Source organism: Kitasatospora sp. NPDC018058 (assembly GCF_044327205.1).
Classification (GTDB): domain Bacteria; phylum Actinomycetota; class Actinomycetes; order Streptomycetales; family Streptomycetaceae; genus Kitasatospora.
On the sequence record NZ_JBIRFA010000012.1, the window covers coordinates 40,395 to 59,349 of the forward strand.

15 protein-coding genes and 1 tRNA gene are annotated in these 18,955 nt (G+C 72.8%); 8 read left to right on the forward strand and 8 right to left on the reverse strand.

Annotated elements, in window-relative coordinates; translation table 11 throughout:
• Positions 1 to 9 precede the first annotated feature (9 nt).
• Positions 10 to 1,593 (reverse strand): Na+/H+ antiporter, encoded by a 1,584-nt coding sequence (locus tag ACH4E7_RS18555; protein WP_396250096.1) that lies wholly within the window; start codon positions 1,591 to 1,593, stop codon positions 10 to 12.
• Between the two features lie 191 nt (positions 1,594 to 1,784).
• On the opposite strand from ACH4E7_RS18555, the gene ACH4E7_RS18560 reads away from it, so the two are divergent.
• The 5 genes from ACH4E7_RS18560 (at position 1,785) to ACH4E7_RS18580 (ending at position 8,307) form a co-directional block, all read left to right on the forward strand.
• Positions 1,785 to 2,693 carry an NADP-dependent oxidoreductase gene (locus ACH4E7_RS18560; protein ID WP_396250097.1) on the forward strand — a complete coding sequence of 303 codons (909 nt, stop codon included), beginning with the start codon at positions 1,785 to 1,787 and terminating at the stop codon, positions 2,691 to 2,693.
• A gap of 70 nt (positions 2,694 to 2,763) precedes the next feature.
• Positions 2,764 to 2,837 (forward strand) — tRNA-Lys (locus ACH4E7_RS18565).
• A 260-nt stretch (positions 2,838 to 3,097) separates the two neighbouring features.
• Positions 3,098 to 4,087 (forward strand): GlxA family transcriptional regulator, encoded by a 990-nt coding sequence (locus ACH4E7_RS18570; protein WP_396250098.1) that lies wholly within the window; start codon positions 3,098 to 3,100, stop codon positions 4,085 to 4,087.
• The gene (locus ACH4E7_RS18575; RefSeq protein ID WP_396250099.1) at positions 4,087 to 4,722 is read left to right on the forward strand and encodes a DJ-1/PfpI family protein; all 636 of its coding nucleotides are present in this window, start codon (positions 4,087 to 4,089) and stop codon (positions 4,720 to 4,722) included. Before ACH4E7_RS18570 ends, ACH4E7_RS18575 begins: the two co-directional genes overlap by 1 nt.
• 357 nt (positions 4,723 to 5,079) lie before the next feature.
• Complete coding sequence (locus ACH4E7_RS18580; protein WP_396250100.1) at positions 5,080 to 8,307, forward strand: S41 family peptidase; 3,228 nt, start codon at positions 5,080 to 5,082, stop codon at positions 8,305 to 8,307.
• A 12-nt stretch (positions 8,308 to 8,319) separates the two neighbouring features.
• On the opposite strand, the gene ACH4E7_RS18585 is transcribed toward ACH4E7_RS18580, so the two are convergent.
• On the reverse strand, positions 8,320 to 8,535 hold the full coding sequence (locus ACH4E7_RS18585; RefSeq protein WP_396250101.1) for a hypothetical protein: 216 nt from the start codon (positions 8,533 to 8,535) through the stop codon (positions 8,320 to 8,322).
• A gap of 149 nt (positions 8,536 to 8,684) precedes the next feature.
• Between ACH4E7_RS18585 and ACH4E7_RS18590 the strand changes: the two genes are divergently transcribed.
• Positions 8,685 to 9,464, forward strand: a complete 780-nt coding sequence (locus ACH4E7_RS18590; RefSeq protein WP_396250102.1) for a phosphoribosyl-dephospho-CoA transferase MdcG domain-containing protein — start codon at positions 8,685 to 8,687, stop codon at positions 9,462 to 9,464.
• Between the two features lie 9 nt (positions 9,465 to 9,473).
• Here ACH4E7_RS18590 and ACH4E7_RS18595 read toward each other — a convergent pair whose 3' ends face one another.
• The 4 genes from ACH4E7_RS18595 to snpA (ACH4E7_RS18610) form a co-directional block, all read right to left on the reverse strand.
• Positions 9,474 to 11,528 carry a phosphocholine-specific phospholipase C gene (locus ACH4E7_RS18595; protein ID WP_396250103.1) on the reverse strand — a complete coding sequence of 685 codons (2,055 nt, stop codon included), beginning with the start codon at positions 11,526 to 11,528 and terminating at the stop codon, positions 9,474 to 9,476.
• A 164-nt stretch (positions 11,529 to 11,692) separates the two neighbouring features.
• Entirely contained in the window at positions 11,693 to 12,352 is a 660-nt protein-coding gene (locus tag ACH4E7_RS18600; protein ID WP_396250104.1) for a pentapeptide repeat-containing protein, read from the reverse strand.
• 107 nt (positions 12,353 to 12,459) lie between these two features.
• Positions 12,460 to 13,083 (reverse strand): snapalysin, encoded by a 624-nt coding sequence (snpA, locus tag ACH4E7_RS18605; RefSeq protein ID WP_396250105.1) that lies wholly within the window; start codon positions 13,081 to 13,083, stop codon positions 12,460 to 12,462.
• 313 nt (positions 13,084 to 13,396) lie between these two features.
• Positions 13,397 to 14,038 carry a snapalysin gene (gene snpA / locus ACH4E7_RS18610; protein WP_396250106.1) on the reverse strand — a complete coding sequence of 214 codons (642 nt, stop codon included), beginning with the start codon at positions 14,036 to 14,038 and terminating at the stop codon, positions 13,397 to 13,399.
• 271 nt (positions 14,039 to 14,309) lie between these two features.
• On the opposite strand from snpA (ACH4E7_RS18610), the gene ACH4E7_RS18615 reads away from it, so the two are divergent.
• Positions 14,310 to 15,296, forward strand: coding sequence for a LysR family transcriptional regulator (locus tag ACH4E7_RS18615; RefSeq protein WP_396250107.1), 987 nt, complete (start codon positions 14,310 to 14,312; stop codon positions 15,294 to 15,296).
• Between the two features lie 6 nt (positions 15,297 to 15,302).
• On the opposite strand, the gene ACH4E7_RS18620 is transcribed toward ACH4E7_RS18615, so the two are convergent.
• Together ACH4E7_RS18620 and ACH4E7_RS18625 are read right to left on the reverse strand one after the other, a co-directional pair.
• Positions 15,303 to 15,572: a hypothetical protein gene (locus ACH4E7_RS18620; RefSeq protein WP_396250108.1), complete on the reverse strand. Its 270-nt coding sequence runs from the start codon at positions 15,570 to 15,572 to the stop codon at positions 15,303 to 15,305.
• Positions 15,573 to 15,912: 340 nt separating this feature from the next.
• Positions 15,913 to 17,616, reverse strand: coding sequence for an ABC transporter family substrate-binding protein (locus ACH4E7_RS18625; RefSeq protein ID WP_396250109.1), 1,704 nt, complete (start codon positions 17,614 to 17,616; stop codon positions 15,913 to 15,915).
• Between the two features lie 348 nt (positions 17,617 to 17,964).
• Here ACH4E7_RS18625 and ACH4E7_RS18630 point away from each other — a divergent pair, with 348 nt between their 5' ends.
• The gene (locus ACH4E7_RS18630) at positions 17,965 to 18,945 is read left to right on the forward strand and encodes an ABC transporter permease (protein WP_396250110.1); all 981 of its coding nucleotides are present in this window, start codon (positions 17,965 to 17,967) and stop codon (positions 18,943 to 18,945) included.
• The last annotated feature ends 10 nt before the right edge of the window (positions 18,946 to 18,955 follow it).

Genomic DNA, 18,955 nt, shown 5'->3' on the forward strand with positions numbered 1-18,955 from the left:
GACTGCCCGTCATTTCCGTTCCGTGCGCAGGTCCAGCCCGCGCAGCACCTCGTCGACCAGTTCCGGGTCGGCCCCGAGCTCGCTGCGGGCGACGAGCATCTCGCGCCGGGAGGCGGCGATCATCTCCTGCTCGACGTCCCGGGCGGCCCGCCACTGGGCGAGGCGCAGCTTGGCCTCGGCGGCGTCCTCCTCGGCGTAGTTCTCCGGGCAGAGCCGGGCCAGCCGGTCGTGCTGACGGTCCCGCAGACGGTCGGCGACCTCGGCGGGCAGTTTGTCCTGCTCCTCCAGTTCGCCGAGGCGCGTGAGCCCGGCCTTGGCGGCCCGCCACCAGAGCTGACGGACGGCCTGCTCGTGCCGGTCCTGGTCGATGTCCAGTCGGAGCCGCTTGGCCAGCCAGGGCAGGCTCAGGCCCTGGACCAACAGGGTGAACAGCACCACGCTGAAGGCGATGAAGACCAGCCGGCCGCGCTCGGGGAAGTCCGCGCCGGAGTGCAGGGTGAGCGGGATGGCGAGGACCAGGGCGACGGTGGCCACGCCACGCATGCCGGACCACCAGAGGACCACGCTCTCCTTCCAGCTGAACGGGGTGTCCTCGTCGTCGTCGCGGCGCAGCCTCCGGGACAGCCAGCCGGCCGGCAGCAGCCAGAGCAGCCGGACCACGACGACCACCGCGATGACCACGGCGGCGTCGCCGATGAAGCCGGTCCAGCCGTTGCCCGCCTCCTTGAGCACGGTGGCCAGCTCCAGGCCGATCAGGCCGAAGGCGACACCGGTGATCAGGATCTCGACCACTTCCCAGAAGGCGTTGCCGACCAGCCGATAGGAGACGGCGTCGGCGTCGGCGGCCCGGTCGGCGAGGTAGAGCGCGCAGACCACGACGGCGAGCACCCCGGAGCCGTGGATCTCCTCGGCGATGGTGTAGGCGGCGAAGGGCACCAGCAGGTTGAGCGCGACCTGCTGGGTCGGGTCGTCCAGGCGTTCGGCGAGCTTGGCGTTCATCCAGCCCAGGGCGACGCCGATGACCACGGCGAGCACGGCGGACAGGATGAAGCGCAGCACCGCGTTGCCGACCGAGAAGTCGCCGCTGACCATGGCCTCGATGGCCAGCGAGTAGATGACGATCGCGGTGACGTCGTTGAACAGGCCCTCGCTCTCCAGAATCGCCACCAAGTGCCGGGGCAGGCCGACGCTGCCGGCCACCGCGACGGCGGCGACCGGGTCGGGCGGGGAGACCAACGCGCCGACCGCGATGGCGGCGGCCAGCGGCAGGGTGGGCAGGAGCCAGTGCACCGTCCCGGCGACCGCGATCGTGGTGACCACCACCAGGGCGACGGCCAGCAGCAGGATCGAGCGGATGTTGGCCTTGAAGTAGCGGACCGAGGAGCGCCGGGCGACCGCGAAGATCAGCGGCGGCAGGACCAGCGGGAGGATCAGCTCGGGTTCGAGCGAGACGTCCGGGATCTGCGGGATGAGCGCCATCGCGATGCCGAGCAGGGTCATCAGGACCGGTTGCGGCACCCCCGTCCTGCGGGCGAGTGGCATCGTCACCACGGAGGCGAGCAGCACCAGGAAGAACAGGGGCAGCTGGCCCACGGGGAGGTTCCTCTCGACGGCGGACGGCTGAGCGCCGCCCAGGATAAATCTGACAATGCGCCCATAGGTGGGGGCGCGCCGAGCGGCGCTTGACCTCAAGTGCACTTCAGGTTCGAGGATCGGGAGCGTCGAACGATCGGGCGGACGATCAGGCAGACGATCAGTCGAACAGTCGAGGGAGAGGAGCCCCCGTGAAGGCGGTCACCGTGGCGCGGTCCGGCGGTCCGGAGGTCCTGCGGGTCACCGAGGTGCCCGCACCGGAGCCCGGCCCGGGCGAGGTCCGGGTGCGGGTCTACGCCGCCGGGGTGCAGCCGGTGGACCTCGCGATCCGGGAGGGGTTCCGCCCGCCGGGACTGACGGTCGAGCCGCCGTTCACGCTCGGCAACGAGTTCGCCGGGGTGATCGACCGGCTGGGCCCGGGCGCCGGGGACTGGAAGGTCGGCGACGAGGTGCTGGGCTTCCGGGTACTGGACTGCCACGCCGAGCTGGTCACGGTGGACGCCGCCCAGCTGGTGGCCAAGCCCGCCACGATGCCCTGGGAGCAGGCCGGCTCGCTCTCCGCCTCCGGCCAGACCGCGCACATGGCACTCGCCCTGCTCGGGCTCGGCCCCGGCGACACGGTGCTGGTGCACGGCGCCACCGGCGGGGTCGGCACCGTCGCCGTCCAGCTCGCCCGGGTCTGGGGCGCCACCGTCATCGGCACGGCGAGCGAGCGCAACCACGACTACCTGCGCGAGCTGGGCGCGATCCCGGTCGGCTACGGCGAGGGTCTGGTCGAGCGGGTCCGGACGGTGGCGCCGCAGGGGGTGACCGCGGCCTTCGACGCGGCCGGCCGGGGCGCACTGCAGGCCTCGGTCGAGCTGGTCGCCGACAAGGACCGGATCGGCACCGTGGTCGACTATCCGGAGGCCGAGCGCCTGGGCGTCCGGGGGCTGCGGGCGCCGCGGACGGCCGAACGGCTTGCCGAGCTGGTGCGACTGTGGGAGGCGGGCGCGCTGCGGCTGGAGGTCGCCGAGGCGCTGCCGCTGGAGAAGGCCGCCGAGGCCCACCGGCTGGTCGCCACCGGGCACGTCCGGGGCAAGGTGGTGCTGACCGCCTGAGCGAGCGGGGGCCATCCGGGCCGATTGTGTGTTTCGGCCGCTGACCAGGTAATGTTCTCCACGTCAGCAAGCGCCGCTAGCTCAGTTGGTTAGAGCAGCTGACTCTTAATCAGCGGGTCCGGGGTTCGAGTCCCTGGCGGCGCACAGACAGTCGAGGGGCCCCTTGCGAAAGCAAGGGGCCCCTCGGCGTTTCGGCGGTTACTCACCCACTCGCCCACCTGCCTCCGGGGCGCTCTGACCCGGTGCCGACGGTCGTCGCTCCGGCCCTCGTACCTCGCTCGTCACTTCTCCCGTTCGGCACCGGCGCGCCCCGTCGGCTCGGGGCGGGATCACTCGCCGCCTGTGGCAGGAAAGGTGGGGAACAGGTCATTGCTGCCACCCCGGCCCGCTGACAGGCTGGCCGCATGAGAGCGCACAGCGTGGTCGTCGTCCTCTACGACGGCGTGCAGAGCCTGGACGTGACCGGGCCCGTGGAGGTGTTCGCGGGAGCGGGCGCCGCCGCCGGGCGGCCGGGCGCGTACCGGGTGACCACCGCCTCGCTCGGCGGCGGACCGGTGCGCGGCCTCAGCGGGCTGCGGCTGCTGCCGGACACGGACCTGGCCGACGTCGGGCCGGTACACACCCTGCTGGTCCCCGGCGGGGAGGGCACCGAGCATCCGGACGGCGCGCTGGTGGCGCGGATCCGGGAACTGGCCGACCGGGCCGAACGGGTGGTGTCGGTGTGCACCGGGGCCTTCCTGCTCGCCGAGGCCGGGCTGCTGGCCGGGCGCCGGGCGACCACGCACTGGGCGTACTGCGAGGCGCTGGCCCGGCGGTTCCCCGACATCGAGGTGGACCCGGATCCGATCCACGTCCGGGACGGGCACATCGCCACCTCCGCCGGGGTCACCGCCGGCATCGACCTGGCGCTGGCCCTGGTCGAGGAGGACCTCGGCCGCGACACCGCGCTGCTGATCGCCCGCCGTCTAGTGGTCTTCCTGCGCAGGCCGGGCAACCAGGCCCAGTTCAGCACCCAGCTGGCCGCCCAGGTGGCGGCCCGGCAACCGCTGCGCGAGGTGCAGCGGTGGATCGCCGAGCACCCCGAGGCCGACCTGTCGGTCGAGGCGCTGGCCGGTCGTTCGGCACTGTCGCCCCGGCACTTCGCCCGGGCCTTCGCCGCCGAGGTGGGGGTGACGCCGGGCCGGTACGTGGACGGCGTCCGGCTGGAGGCCGCCCGGCGGCTGCTGGAGGACACCGACGACGGCATCGAGGAGATCTCCCGCTCCTGCGGCTACGGCACCCCGGAGGCGATGCGGCGCGCCTTCGTCCGGACCCTGGCCGCCCCGCCCGCGGAATACCGACGCCGCTTCCGTTCCAGTTCCGATGTCCGAACCAGTCCCGATGGAGGACACTGATGCGCATCGCCGTCCTGCTCTACGACGACTTCACCGCCCTGGACGCCGTCGGCCCGTACGAGGTGCTGTCCCGCATCCCCGGCGCCGAGGTGGTGTTCACCGCCGCCCGGCGCGGGCCGGTCCGCACCGACATGACGAGCCTGGCGCTCACCGCCGACGCCGCCCTGGACGAGGTGGACTCGGCCGACCTGCTGCTGGTGCCCGGCGGGCCGGGGACGGAGGCCCAGCTGGCCGACCAGGCCGTGGTCGAGTGGGTGCGCGCGGTGGACGCGACGACCACCTGGACCACCTCGGTCTGCTCCGGCTCGCTGTTGCTGGGCGCCGCCGGGCTGCTCCAGGGCCGCCGGGCCACCTCGCACTGGGTCTGTCTGGACCAGCTGCCGCAGTTCGGTGCGGAGCCGACCGGCACCGAGCGGGTCGTCATCGACGGCAAGTACGCGACCGCGGCGGGCGTCTCGGCCGGCATCGACCTCGCACTGACGCTGACCGGGCGGATCGCCGGCGACGCGACCGCGCAGGCGATCCAACTGCTCATCGAGTACGACCCGCAGCCCCCGTACTCGGCGGGCCACATCACGACCGCCCCGGCCGGGATCGCCGAGGAGCTGCGGGCGAACCGGCTGCTGCTCCGCTGACCGCTGGCCGCGCTTCGCCGCGAAGGCGTGGCGGGGGCGGCGAGGACCAGGCCGAGGAAGGTGCCCACCGGCACGCCCAGCGACAGCGCCGCCGGGGACACCCGCGGGCAGGTTCTCGGTGAGCGCGGTGCCGAAGACGGCGGTGGCCGGGCCGAGCAGGCCGGGGAGCGGAAAGGGCTTACGGGATACCGGGGTTGTGAGCCGTGTGGTCGCCATGGGGGCCGTGCTTGGACCTCACACCGGTGTCAGGTTCAAGCACGGTCCCCGTCGGCGTCCGGGCCCGGAAGCCCCCGGTTGGGCCGGCTCGGGAAGACCACCCCGGTTGCCGGGGATGACACTCCGTCGAAGGATGGAGGAGTGACCCCGTCCGGCTACCTCCGCTACCCCCATCTGCACGGCGGCCTGCTCACCTTCACCGCCGAGGACGACGTCTGGATCGCCCCGCTGGACGCCGACGGCGGCGGCACCGGACGGGCCTGGCGGGTCGGCTGCGACCGCACCCGGGTCAGCCACCCCCGCTTCTCCCCCGACGGCACCACCCTCGCCTGGACCAGCTGGCTCAGCCTCACCCCCGAGGTGTGGACCGCCCCGGTCGAGGGCGGCGAGACCCGCCGGCTCAGCTTCTGGGGCAGCCAGGACACCCGGGTCCGCGGCTGGCTGCCGGACGGCGAGGTACTGGCCGTCACCTCCTTCCACGAGCCCTTCGGCCACTACACCTGGGCACACGCCCTGCCGCCGGACGGCTCCCCCGGCCGCCGGATGCCCTGGGGCCCCGTGGGCGACGCCCAGATGAGCCGCGAGCGGACCGTGCTGCTCACCGGCGCCGCTCCGCACGAACCCGCCGCCTGGAAGCGCTACCGCGGCGGCGCCATCGGGCGGCTCTGGGTGGACGGCGGGCTGATCCTGCCCGACCACACCGGCCACCTCGCCTCACCCATGCCGGTCGGCGGCCGGATCGCCTTCCTCTCCGACCACGAGGGCATCGGCAACCTCTACTCCTGCCTCCCCGACGGCGGCGACCTGCGCCGGCACACCGACCACGCCTCCTACTACGCCCGCGAGGCCGCCACCGACGGCACCCGGATCGTCTACCAGCACGCCGGCGACCTCTGGCTGCTGGACGACCTGGACGCCCCCGCCCCGCGCCGGCTGCACGTCCCGCTCGGCGGCGCCCGGGCCGGCCGCCGCCCGTACCAGGTCAACGCCGCCGCCCAGGTCAAGGACCTCGCCTGCGACCAGACCGGGCGGGCCGGGGTGATCACCGTGCGCGGCAGCCAGTACTGGCTCACCCACAAGGACGGCCCGGCCCGCGCGCTCGCCGACAGCCCCGGGGTGCGGACCCGACTGCCGGTGGTGCTCGGCCACACCGGCGAGGCGGCCTGGGTCACCGACGCGGAGGGCGCCGACGCCATCGAGGTGACGCCGCTGCCCGGCCACGACGACTTCCCCGGTCACGAGGGAGCGAAGAAGCACCGCCACCGGGTGCTCGCCGCCGGAAGGCTCGGCCGGGTCCTGGAGCTCACCGCCTCCCCCGACGGCACCCACCTCGCCGCCGCCGCCTCGGACGGGCGGCTGCTGCTGGTCTCCGCCACCGACGGTGAGGTGCGCGAGCTGACCGCCTCCGACTACGGGCCGGTCTCCAGCGCCCGGTTCTCCCCCGACTCGCACTGGATCACCTGGTCCCAGCCGGCCGCCGGGCGCTCGCTGCGCCGGATCCGGCTCACCCGCACCGACGCGCCCGCACCGGTCGTCGACGTCACCGACGGGCGGTTCGAGGACGAGCAGCCGGTCTTCACCCGGGACGGCCGCTACCTGGCCTTCCTCTCCTGGCGCGGCTTCGACCCGGTGCACGACGTGCACACCGGCGACCTCTCCTTCCCCGTCGGCTGCCGCCCGTACCTCGTCCCGCTCAGCGCCGATACCCCCTCGCCGTTCGCCGCGCCCGCCGAGGACGGCGCCCCGCGCGGGAACGGCGGCGGCGACGGCACCGTCCGGGTCGACCCCGAGGGCATCGGCGAGCGGCTACTGCAGTTCCCGGTGATCGCCTCCAAATACTCGGCCACCGACGCGGTGCGCGGCGGCCTGGTCTGGCTGCGCTGGCCGATCTCCGGCACCCTCGGGCAGACCTTCGCCAGCCCCGAGGACACCTCCGGCCGCCCCTCGCTGGAGCACTACGACCTGGCCCGGGGCAGCCGCACCACCCTGGTCGACAAACTGGACGGCTACGCGGTCTCCGGCGACGGCGGCTCGATCGCGGTCTACTCGGCCGGGACACTGCGGGTGTTCCCGGTCGGCGTCCCCTCCGCCGGGACCACCGTCGACCTGCGCCGGATCACCCACACCGTGCACCCGGCCGCCGAGTGGCGCCAGGCGTACCACGAGGCGGCCCGGATCGTCCGGGACCAGTTCTGGGACGAGCAGATGTCCGGCCTGGACTGGCCGGCAATGGTCGCCCAGTACGAGCCGCTGCTGGAACGGGTCTGCTCACCCGACGACTTCGCCGACCTGCTGCGCGAACTCCTCGGCGAACTCGGCACCTCGCACGCCTACGTCACCCCCTCCCGGCGCGCCGAAGGCCCCTCGCTCGCCCAGCAGCCGCTCGGCCTGCTCGGCGCCAGCGCCCACCGCTCCCCCGACGGCCGCTGGCTGGTCGACCGGGTGCTGCCCGGCGAGTCCTCCGACCCGCGCGCCCGCGCCCCGCTGGCCGCCAAGGGCGTCCGGAAGGGCGACGAGCTGCTGGAGGTCGGCGGCCGCCCGGTGGACCCGCTTCGCGGCCCGTCCCCGCAGCTGGTCGGCACCGGCGGCACCACCGTGGAACTCACCCTGCGCAGCGGCCCGGACGGCCCGGTGCGGCGGATCGCGGTCACCCCGCTGACCGACGAACGGGCCATCCGCTACCAGGACTGGGTGGTCAAACGCCGCGCCCTGGTGCGGGAGTACAGCGACGGGCGGTGCGGCTACCTGCACATCCCGGACCTCGGCGGCTCCGGCTGGGCGCAGTTCAACCGGGACCGGCGGCGGGAACTGGACAAACCCGCACTGGTGCTGGACGTGCGCGGCAACGCCGGCGGCAACGTCTCCGAACTGGTGCTGGAGAAGCTCACCCGGCAGGTCCTCGCCTGGGACTTCACCCGGGACCGCCAGCCGGTCCGCTGGCCGCGCCACGCCCTGCGCGGTCCGCTGGTGGCGCTCGCCGACGAGGCGACCTGCTCGGACGGGGACGTGATCATCGCGGCGATCAAGCTGCTCGGACTCGGCCCGGTGATCGGCAACCGCACCTGGGGCGGGGTGGTCGGGATGACCGGACGGCACACCCTGGGCGACGGCACCCAGATCTCGGTGCCGAAGAACGCCTCCTGGTTCAGCGGCGGGCTCGGCTGGTCGGTGGAGAACCGGGGCGTCGAGCCGGACGTGCACGTGCTGCGCACCCCGCAGGACTGGGCGCGCGGGCGCCACCCGGAGCTGATGACCGCCGTCCAGCTGGCCCTGGACCTGCTGGAGGACGCCCCGGCCGCGGCGCCCCCGCCGGAGTCCACGCCCCGGCCGGACCTGCGGCGGCCGCCACTGCCGCCACGGACGCGTTGAAGGTGTCGGGCGTCAGTCCCAGGGGTCGCCCTCGGCCGTCATGTTCTCGGCGGCGCGCCGGTCGGCCTCTTCCTGGGCGAGCCGCTCCCGCGTCTCGCGGGACCGCTCGACGTCGTTGCTGAACGCGTCGGCGGCCTCGTCGTGGGCCAGGGCGGCACGCTGGGTGGCGTCCTCGCTGGTGGACTCGTGCTGCGGCGGCCGGTGGAACAACCTGTCGAAGATGCCCATGGCTCCTCCTCCTCGGGGCGGAATGACGGAATACCGGGCTGCCCCCACTCTCACACCGGGTCCGGGCGGACGCACCTTGAGCCTTTGGTCCCGGCGGAACACGTCGAAGGGCCGTAGCCGGGGGCGTGGAGCAGGCGGAGGGTGGCGGTGTGAGGAACTCGACCGAGGAACTGCACGACGGACCGCGCCGACGGGTCGGTCCGCTGGCCGCGCTGGACGGGCGGCTGCCCGGCGCCCACGACCTGCTGCTGATGCAGTGCCCGAGTTCGCTGCGGCCGCTGGCCGGCGGCGAACTGCCGGAGTGGGCGCGGGCGGTGCTGCGGACGCACCCGTGGGTGACCGTCGGCCGGGCGCCCTCGGTGGTCGGCGGCCCGGTGGACGTACCGCGACCGCAGCGCTGCACCCGGGACCCGGAGGCGGCGCCCGAGCACTGGATCCCGGTGACCGTACGCGGCCCGCGCCCCGGGCAGCGGCTGGACGCGCTGGCGCCCTGGGCCGCGGTGGCCCGGACACTGCGGCCCGAGCAGCTGGCCGAGCGGCGCGAGCGGCTGGCCCCCGAGCGGGTCGCCGGGATCGCGGCGCTGGCCCTGCTGCCGGAGGTCGGCCGGCTGGTGGCGGACCACCGGCTGTCCTGGGGGCCGATCGGCGCGGTCGCCTACGAGCTGGGCACCGGGGTGCCGGTGGCCGGACCGCTGAGCCCGCTGCGACTGGTGCTGCGCGCCCCGCACCCGGTGAGCCGGCGGGACGCGCTGCAGCTGCGGCGGGCGCTGAGCAAGCTGCCGGTGCCGGTGCAGGCCGAGCTGGAGACCCGCTACGGCGCGGTGCAGCTGGCCGAGTACGCGGCCGCGCCGCACACCCTCACGCTGCTGACGCCGTACGGGCCCCGGGAGGTCCGCGATCCGTGGTTCCCCCGGGGCCCGTTCGTCTGAGCCGTCGGCTCAGCCGCTGACGCTGGGCGCGCCCGTCTCCAGGTGGCCGGTGAACCGCTGCGACCAGCTGCCGTCGGAGTCCACCGTGACGGTGAAGTCGTACCAGCCGTTGTTGTAGGCCACGGCGTTGAAGAAGTCACTGACGCTGCCGCCGGCCGGCACCTGATACGTCCAGGGGCCGTCCGTCCGGTAGTTGTCGGAGGTGATGGTGAAGGTCACCGGCGTGCTGCCGGAGTTGGCCAGCTTGAAGTAGATCGCCGGCTTGCCGGTGCCCGGCTCGACCGCGTACGAGGCGGTGACGGCCGCGTTCTTGCCCGGCTGGGTGAGGTCACCGGTGAAGCGGCGCAGGAAGCGGTTCGGGCCGACCACGGTCAGGTCGTACTTGCCGTTGCCGAAGCCGTTGGTGCCGCAGTTGAAGAAGTCGGTGACCGGGCTGCCGGAATCGACGGTGTACTGCCAGGGACCTCCGCTGCGGTAGGCGTTGGCGTAGGCGGCGAAGTGCGCGGCCCGGGCGGCTCCGTCGTTGGACATCTTCAGCCAGACGTGCATGACGCCGCTGGCGTTGGTGTCCCAGTGGTCCAGGTTGGCGTTGGGCTGGTACGGCAGGGCACGGGCCGGACGGGTTCCGGGCTCCTGCGCGGGCAGCGCGTTGTTGCCGGGCGAGGGGTTGGGCAGCGGGCCGCAGGTGGACAGACCGATGGTCTGCGAGGTGTCGGGCAGCGAGGGCATGCCGTACACCGGGTCGGCGAAGTCGAAGATCGAGGTGAGGTCGCCGCAGACCTGCCGGCGCCAGGCGCTGATGTTGGGGCTGGTGGCGGGCTTGCCGATGGCGGCGGTCCACACCTCCAGGAAGCGCAGCACCGAGGTGTGGTCGAAGGTCTCGGAGTTGACCCAGCCGCCGCGGCTCCACGGGGAGACGGCGATCAGCGGGACGCGGAAGCCGAGGCCGACGTTGGTGGAGTTGTAGAACTCGTCCGCGGTGCCGGAGGGCGCCGCCGGCGGCGGGACGTGGTCGAAGAAGCCGTCGTTCTCGTCGTAGTTGATCAGCAGAACGGTGGAGTTGAACACGTTGGGGTCCGCGTTCAGGGCGTTCATCACCATGTGGACGAAGTGCGCGCCGTCCTCCGGAGTGGCGTAGGGGTGCTCGGAGGACTGCTGGTCGGCGACGATCCAGGAGACCTGCGGCAGGGTGCCGTTCAGCACGTCGGCCTTGATCGCGGCGGCGATGTCGTCCGGGGTCCTGCCGGTGACGGCGGGGACGGAGCCCATGCCCTTGACGGCGAGCGGGCTGCCGGCCGGGGCGCCGGTGAACTGGCTGAAGTAGGCGAGGGCGTTGTCGCCGAAGTTGTCGTTGGCGTTCTGGTAGACCTTCCAGCTGACGCCGGCGTTCTCCAGCGCCTCGGCGTAGGTCTGCCAGCGCAGGTTGGACTCGGATCCGCCGTCGTAGGCGGGGCCTCCGGCGGTGCCGTTGGGGTCGATCCAACCCGACCAGTGGTAGGTGCGGTTGGGGCCGGTCGCGCTCAGTACCGAGCAGTGGTAGGCGTCGCAGATGGTCCAGTTGTCGGCCAGCGCGTAGTGGAACGGGATGTCGGCGCGCTGGAGGTAGCCGAGGGTGCGGACGGTGCCCTTGGCGGACACCCAGGAGTCCATCTTGCCGCCGTTCCAGGCCTTGTGCTGGTCGGACCAGGCGTGCGAGAGGTCGCCGTTGCACTGCGCCAGGGTCTCCGGGGAGCCGCTGTTGCCCGAGGGGTTGAAGGCCCACGGGTACTGGCGGGCGAACAGGCCGTTCGGCTGGTTGAAGACGCTGTAGCCGCCGGAGATCTGGATGGTGGCCTTGTCGGCGAAGCCGCGGACGCCCTTGAGAGTGCCGAAGTAGTGGTCGAAGCTCCGGTTCTCCTGCATCAGGATCACGACGTGCTGGACGTCGGTGATGGTCCCGGTGGTGCTCAGCGTCGCGGCCGCCGCCGGAGCGCTGCCGGCGACGGCGGATCCACCGACCACCGCCGCTCCCGCCGCGGCGCCCGCGGAGAGTGCCATGAACTTCCTGCGATTCAGCTCAGCCATCTGACCGGCCCGTCCATTCCCGAGGTGTGTATACAGGTCGTGCCTCAGCCCCCGAACGGCGAGCATCTTTGCGCAGGTGGGAGCCGCGGGAAAGGGCCCCCGGTCAAGCTTTGGCGGACTGTTCACCGGCCCATCGCCGAGCGACGGGCCGGTGAACGAGTTGTTCAGACATCCTTCACCTCGATCCCCAGCGCGTGAGCGAACTGCGGTGCCAGTTCCAGCAGTTGGGTGGAGCTGATGACAGCTCCGCGCAGCCCCTGGTGGCCGTCCGCCAGCCCGAGCCGGACGGCGCCGCGCAGGTCGGTCCCGCTCAGCACGGCCCCGCGCAGCCGGACCTCCTCCAGCGTCGAGCCGGGGAAGGACACCCCGGTCAGCTTCGCCTCCCCGAAGTCCACGTCGCGCAGCAGGCAGTCCTCGAACACGACGTCCCGCAGCACGGCCGACCGCAGGTTGACCGCCTCCAGCTTGCAGCCGCGGAACACCACCCGCCTCAGCGCCGAGCCGTACCCGGCCACCCCGGCCAGCACGCCGCCGACGAAGGCGCTGTCCTGCCACTCGGTGTCGCTCAGGTCGCAGGCCACCCAGCGGCCGGCCTGCACCCAGACCTCGTTGAACCGGGCCTGGCGCAGCTTGACCCCGCTGAGCGCGACCCCGGTGAAGGCGCACTCCAGGAAGGCCGCCCCGGCGGCCGACTCGTCGGTGTGCTCGCCGCCGTCGAAGTGCGCGGTGTCGTAGCGGTCGTCGCTGCGCAGCGGCCCGGTGTGCGGGCGCAGCAGCTCGGCGTACGGGAGGTCGGCGAGCCGGTCGGGGGCGGAACGGGGCATGGCGGCACCTTTCGGGACGGATCTCGCCCGCATGCTCGCACGCGCCACCGACAACACCCGGGACCGGCCGCAGCGGCGTGCGGCCGGTCCGGGGGTACTCAGGGCCGTCAGCCGCGCGCCCAGAGCGAGTTGACCCGGCTGCGCTCCGTGCTGTTCGGGTACGGGTTGGTGCAGGACGGGCCGGGGCCGCCGCCCGACATCAGCTCGCTGCACGGGCCGGAGTAGTGGTCCGGCAGGCCGAGCACGTGCCCGGTCTCGTGGGCCGTCACCCGGACCGAGTTGTACTGCCGGTTCTGCTGGTAGTCGAGGAAGATGTAGCCGCGCCCGTGCCCGTCGGTGCTGGCGTACGAGCCACGGCTGTCGTTGCCCTCGTAGTAGCGGAAGTCGGCGGCCGAACCGGACCTCAGCTGGACGTTCCTGACCGAACTGTTCCAGATCTGCGCGGCGTTGGCGATCTGGGTGCGGAAGGACGGGGCCGAGCTGGCGTCGTAGGTGACCACGACGGTGGCCAGACCCGGGTCGGCGGCCTGCTTGGCCTTGGCGGAGGCCATCACGGCCTGGAAGAACGCCTGGTTGTCCGCGGCCTCGGCGGCCGAGCCTGCGTACGTCGAGGCGGTGTAGCCCTGCACGGCCGGTGCGGCCGGTGCGGCGGCGGCCGCGGTGGCGGGCAGCACGGCGAGGCCGGCCGCGAGGGCCAGGCCGAGGGTGGCGGACAGCACGGATCGCTTCATGTGGGGGCTCCGATTCCTGTGGTGCCGCGGCCGGTTGGGGTCCGGCCCTGGGGGACACCTGGTGAACGGGTGATGTCCCCAGAGCTTCGGGCAGCCCGGCGGGCGGGCGGATGATGTCAACCCGCGATAGCCCGACCCAATACCCCCGCGGCCCGGCGGATTCGAGTCGTCTTTTCCTAGTCTTGACTCACCCATATCCCTGGCATTCCGTTCCGTCGGCGGCTAGGCTCCGAGGCGGGGAAGTACCCACTGCGGCGGGCCGCCCGTTTCCGGCCGGGCGGCCCGCCGCGCCCCGATCCGCTGGGCAGTGCGGCTAGTTCGCGGGCGCTGCGCCGTTCGCCCAGAGCGAGTCGACCTGCGCGCGCTCGTTGCCGTCGGGGTACGGGTTGGTGCAGGACGGGCCGGGGCCGCCACCCGACATCAGCTCGCTGCACGGGCCGGAGTAGTGGTCCGGCAGGCCGAGCACGTGCCCGGTCTCGTGCGCGGTGACGCGCACCGAGTCGTACTGCTGGTTCTGCTGGTAGTCGAGGAAGATGTAGCCGTGCCCGTGCCCGTCGGTGCTGGCGTACGAGCCGCGGCTGTCATCGCCCTCGTAGTACGAGAAGTCGCCGGTACCACTGGATTCCTGGAGCTGGACGTTGTGCACCGAGCCGTTCCAGATCTGCGCGGCGTTGGCTATCTGGCCGGTGAAGGAGGGGGCGCCGGCGGTGTCGTAGGTGACGGTGACGGTCTGCAGCCACGGGTTGGCGGCCTGCTTGGCCTTGGCGGAGGCCATCACGGCCTGGAAGAACGCCCGGTTGTCGGCCGCCTCGGCGGCCGAACCGGCGTACGTCGAGGCGGTGTAGCCCTGCACGGCGGCCGGAGCGGCGGGCGCGGCGACGGCGGTGGCGGGCACGATCGCGAGGCCGGCGGCAACGGCCAGGCCCAGGGCGGCGGACAGCACGGATCGCTTCATGTGGGGGCTCCGAATTCGTGGGTGCGCCGGTTCGCCGGGGCCGGTGGGGGCCGGGCACGGCTCGCACGGCGCACGGTGGGGGCCGCCCCGGCGGGGACCGGGGCGGTGTGCTGCCACCGAGCTTCGACCCGCCCGGGCCGGTCGCGGATGATGTCAACCGGCGATAGCCCGGCCGCATACCGGCCGGGTTCGGTCGAGCGCTCCCCCGGCGGGCCTTTGATTCCATGTCATGTCCTTGGCGAGGCGGTGCGGCGACGTCTATGCTCCCGACGTGGAGCTCGACGTGAGACACCTGCGGGTGCTGTGCGCGATCGCCGACACCGGCAGCCTCCGCAAGGCCGCGCTCCAACTCGGCATGACCCAGCCATCCCTCACCACCCAGCTGCACCGCATCGAACGGGCCATCGGCGGAACCCTGTTCACCCGCGAACAGACCGGCAGTCGGCCCACCATGCTCGGCCACTCGGTGCTGTCCCGGGCCCGGCCGGTGATCAGCGAGATGGCCGCGCTGGTGACCGCCGCCCGCCAGGAGGCCCGGGACGCCACCGGGCCCGGCCGGCAGCGGCGGCTACGCATCGGCAGCGTCGGCAGCCGGGTGGTCGCGGCCTGGCTGCGCCGGGTGCACGAGCGGCTGCCGGACGCCGACACCACCATCCACGTCGACATCTCCGCCAGCGCGCTGCTGCGGATGGTCGCCGCCGACCAGTTGGACGTGGCCTTCGTCCACGAGAGCGAGGGCTTCCCGCTGCGGGTGCCGCCGGACGCCGAGCACCGGGTGCTGATGCCCCGGGAGCCGCAGTTCGTCGCGCTCGCCGCCGGCCACCCGGCCGCCGCCCGTCCGGTCGTCCACCTGGCCGACCTCGCCGAGGACACCTGGATGGTGGACCCGACCGCCGACCACGAGTACGCGGCGATGCGCCGGGTGTTCAGCGAGGCCGGGCTCAACCCCCGGGTGGTGCAGGTACGGGACAACGCCACCGCCGCCGAGCTGGTCGCCTCCGGCGAGGCCGTCCGCCCCTGCCAGCCGACCTCACTGCCCGGGCCCGGCACCGTGGTCCGCCCGGTGCACGGGGACCCGCTGGCCGTCCGACTGCTGTTCACCTGGCGCCCGCGCGCGCTCAGCCCGCCCGCCCTGGCCGCGCTGTACGGCGAACTGCGCGCCGCCTACCTGGATCTGGCCAAGGTCAACCCGGCCTACCTGGCCTGGTTGGCGCGACACGAACCGGTGCTGCTGGGGCGGATCCAGGGCGCCCCCTGAGCGGGTTCAGGCCCGGCTCACCCGGCTGTGGATCGGCACGCCCACCGTGACCATCAGCGCGCAGACCAGCCCCGCCGCCAGCACCCCGGAGCCGCCGAACGCCGTGCAGGCCAGTACCAGCACGGCCCCGGCCGGTGCCAGCGCCTGCGCGACCGGGCCGCGCTTGGTGTGCCGGAAGTGCAGGCCTGGCAGCGGCCCGGGCCCGGTGCACGCACCGGCGCGGCGCGCACGCGGGGCCGCCGCGCCGCTCCGGCAACCCCGCTCGACCCCGGCCACGATGCCCCGTATACCCCTTTCCTCCTTGCTGTCAGCCGTAGTTGACGACCCGGTGCGCGAACCGGGTGACAGCGCGGCGGGTTTCCGGGCGCGCCCCGCGCGCTGCGCCTCGACCCGCCGCGACGCCCCGCTAGATTCGTCCCCGATTGGAAGCGATCGCGGGCCCTGCGGGGCCCCACGACACGGGCGGCCTGCGGGCAACGCGGAAGGTCAAGGCGGGTGGCAGGACAGCGGGGGCGGCACGGCCGACCCACCCGTGTCCGCACCACCGGCCTCGTGATCACCGCGCTGCTCGCCAGCGCCCGCCGCGCGGTCGCGCTCGCCGCGTCGGCGGCCCCGGCTACTTCTCCCAGCCGACCTTGCTGTAGTCCTCACTGCCGAGGCCGAAGGCGCCGTAGTTGGCGAGCCCCTTGCGCACCGCCGCCACGACCGGCCGCTGGTAGAGCTCGACGGTGTGGCCGAGCTCCCAGATCTTCGCGTCCGCCTGGTTGTAGAGCTTCGCGGCCTCCACCGGGTCGACCGTTCCGGCCGCCTTCTTCAGCAGGTCGTCGATCTCCTGGCTGCCCAGACGCGACGGGTTCTGGAAGGAGTTGTCGCCCACCGGCAGGCGGAAGTTGGCCAGGCTCTTGGAGTTCGGGAAGGAGTCGGTGTTGCGCCAGCTGGCGATGTCGAACTTGCCCGGGGTCACGTACTTGGCGAAGAAGTCGTTGGCGGGCACCTTGTCCAGGTCGACCTTCACCCCGGCCGCCTGCCACATCGCCGCGGCCGCGGTGGCGAGGTCGAGCTGCGCCTGCTGGGTGCCGTCGCTGAGCACCCAGTGGAGCTCCAGCGACTGGCCGTCCTTGGTGCGCGGCCCGCTGCCCGACTCCCGCCAACCCGCCTCGTCCAGCAGCTTCTTGGCGGCGGCGAGGTCGAACTTGGCCCAGTCCCCCGAGTTGTCCTGGTAGCCCGCCTGGTTGGGCATGATGATGTGGTTGCCGAGCGGCTTGAACTCCACCGGCACCCCGTTGTTGGCGATCTTGATCAGCGCCGAGCGGTCGAGCGCCTTGCCGAGCGCCTGGCGGACCTTCTGGTCCGCCAGCGCGCCGTTGCCGCCGAAGGAGACGTGCACCTCGTCCCACGGGCTGGCGGCCCTGATCACGGTGTCCTTGGCGTTCTTGAGCTGCCCGTACGCGGTGGCGGTGCCGGCCGAGGCGAGGTCGATCTCGTTGTTGAGGTAGGCCTGGATGCTCGCCGACTTGTCCATCACCCGGAAGGTGATCTTGTCCAACTTGGCCTTGGCCCCCCACCAGGCCGGGTCCGGGACCAGGCTGAGGGTCTGGGCGGTCTTGTCCGCCACGCCGATCTTGAACGGGCCGGCGGTGATCGGGATCTTCTCCAGCCAGCCCTTGTTGAAGTCGTCCGGAGTGGCGATGCCCGCCGCCGGGATCAGCGGGCGGAACAGGTTCTGCCAGTCCGCGTACGGCTGCGCGAAGGTGATCTTGACCTCGGTCGGGTCGGCGCCCTGCTCGACCGCGGAGATCAGCTCGTAGCCGGACGGGTCGTTGATGTTGTACGCCGGGTCCTTGCCGTTGCTGGTCTGCCAGTCCGCCTTGAAGTCCAGGTAGCTGAGCGGCTTGCCGTCCGACCACTTGGCCTTGGGGTTCAGCTTGTACGTGACCACCTGCGGCGAGGTCGAGGTGACCTTGGCCTCCACCAGGTAGTCCGGGTTCGGCTGGAAGGTGCCGGAGGCGTCGGTGCCGAACAGCGCCGGCTCCACCGCACGGATCAGGTTCACCGTGTCGGTGTAGGTACCGCCGTCCACCTGGAGCGGGTTCCACTGGGTGATCCACTGGTCCAGCGCGAGGCGCACCTCACCGCCGTCCTTGACCTGGTCCAGCGGCTTGGCGTTGATGTCCTGGGAGTCCTGTCTCGGCGGCTCGCTCTTGGCCACGTTGTCGGCCGAGCCGCTCCCGCCCGAGGTGCACGCGGTGACCGCGAGCGCCACGGCGGCGGCGAGGACGGTCACCCGGCCGAAGCGGCGGGTCGCACTGGAAGCGTCCATGAGGGTCCCCCTGGTGAGGTCTGCTGACGAGGTCTGCGAAGCGGGAGTTGGGGCGCAGTAGGCATGACCGGGCTTGAGCGTGGGCACTCAATCCGGCACCGAGCCAGAGGAACGTAACAGCGGACCGGATCCGCCACCAGGGGGAGGAGCGCACACCTGATCCAAAAGTCACCGGGGGCAACGCCGTCGCAACACCCCCGCCGTCCCCGGGTGTTTCACTCTGACCTGCGGCTTCACCAACTGCCGTGCGGTACCTGCCGACTGACGCCCTGACCGGGCCCCGACCGAAGGCCACCATCCGATGCCCACCAGACGCGTCGGCCCAACCCCCACCACGGGCGGCCGTTGATGCTCCGCTACCTGGCGAAGCGGCTGAGCTACTACGCGGCGCTGCTGATCGCCGCCGTCTTCCTGGCGTACGCGATCTCCGCGAGCGCCCTGCAGCCGCGCACCTACTTCGACGCCAAAGTCCCCCGCCCATCCGCCGAATCGGTCGAGCGCCAGCTCACCGCGCTCAACCTGAACGACCACACCCCGGTGGTCGAGCGATTCGGGCACTGGGCCGGCGGCCTGCTCCACGGGGACCTCGGCCGGACCATCCACGACACCCCGGTCACCGACGACTTCAGCCGCCGGGTCTGGGTGTCGCTGCGGCTACTGCTGCTCGGCAGCCTGCTCGGCGCGGTCCTCGGCGTCGCCGCCGGGGCGTGGAGCGCCGTGCGCCAGTACCGGATCTCCGACCGGCTGCTCACCGTGCTCTCCTTCGTGCTGCTCTCCACCCCGGTCTTCCTGGTCGCGCTGTTCCTCAAGAACGGCGCGATCGCCGCCAAGGACGCGGTCGGCCACGAGGTCATCCCGTTCACCGGCTACGAGACCCCCGGGCTGGCCGGCGGCCTCGGCGCCCACCTCGCCGACTGGGCGCTGCACCTGCTGCTGCCCACCATCTCGCTCGCCCTCGGCGGCCTCGCCACCTACAGCCGCTACCAGCGCGGCACCATGCTCGACGTGCTCGGCTCCGACTACCTGCGCACCGCCGAGGCCAAGGGCCTCACCCGCCGCCGAGCCCTGCTCAAGCACGGGCTGCGCACCGCCGTGATCCCGATGTCGACGATGTTCGCCTACAGCTTCCTGGGCATCTTCACCGGCGCGATCTTCACCGAGACGATCTTCGGCTGGCACGGCATGGGCGAGTGGCTGATCCAGTCGATCAACGAACAGGACGTCAACTCGGTGGTGGCGATCAACCTGTTCACCGCCGTCGTCGTGCTCGCCTCCGGCTTCCTGGCCGACACCCTGCACGCCGCCCTCGACCCGCGCGTGCGGTCATGACCGGAGGTGA

What these genes read in the sequence shown, in the direction of transcription:
- ACH4E7_RS18570 (WP_396250098.1), top strand. Translation starts at nt 3,098, where the DNA reads ATGAGAGCGCACAGCGTGGTCGTCGTCCTCTACGACGGCGTGCAGAGC.
- ACH4E7_RS18600 (WP_396250104.1), bottom strand. Translation starts at nt 12,352, where the DNA reads ATGCCCCGTTCCGCCCCCGACCGGCTCGCCGACCTCCCGTACGCCGAG.
- ACH4E7_RS18625 (WP_396250109.1), bottom strand. Translation starts at nt 17,616, where the DNA reads ATGGACGCTTCCAGTGCGACCCGCCGCTTCGGCCGGGTGACCGTCCTC.
- ACH4E7_RS18630 (WP_396250110.1), top strand. Translation starts at nt 17,965, where the DNA reads ATGCTCCGCTACCTGGCGAAGCGGCTGAGCTACTACGCGGCGCTGCTG.
- snpA (WP_396250105.1), bottom strand. Translation starts at nt 13,083, where the DNA reads ATGAAGCGATCCGTGCTGTCCGCCACCCTCGGCCTGGCCCTCGCGGCC.
- ACH4E7_RS18595 (WP_396250103.1), bottom strand. Translation starts at nt 11,528, where the DNA reads ATGGCTGAGCTGAATCGCAGGAAGTTCATGGCACTCTCCGCGGGCGCC.
- ACH4E7_RS18575 (WP_396250099.1), top strand. Translation starts at nt 4,087, where the DNA reads ATGCGCATCGCCGTCCTGCTCTACGACGACTTCACCGCCCTGGACGCC.
- ACH4E7_RS18585 (WP_396250101.1), bottom strand. Translation starts at nt 8,535, where the DNA reads ATGGGCATCTTCGACAGGTTGTTCCACCGGCCGCCGCAGCACGAGTCC.
- snpA (WP_396250106.1), bottom strand. Translation starts at nt 14,038, where the DNA reads ATGAAGCGATCCGTGCTGTCCGCCGCCCTGGGCCTGGCCGTTGCCGCC.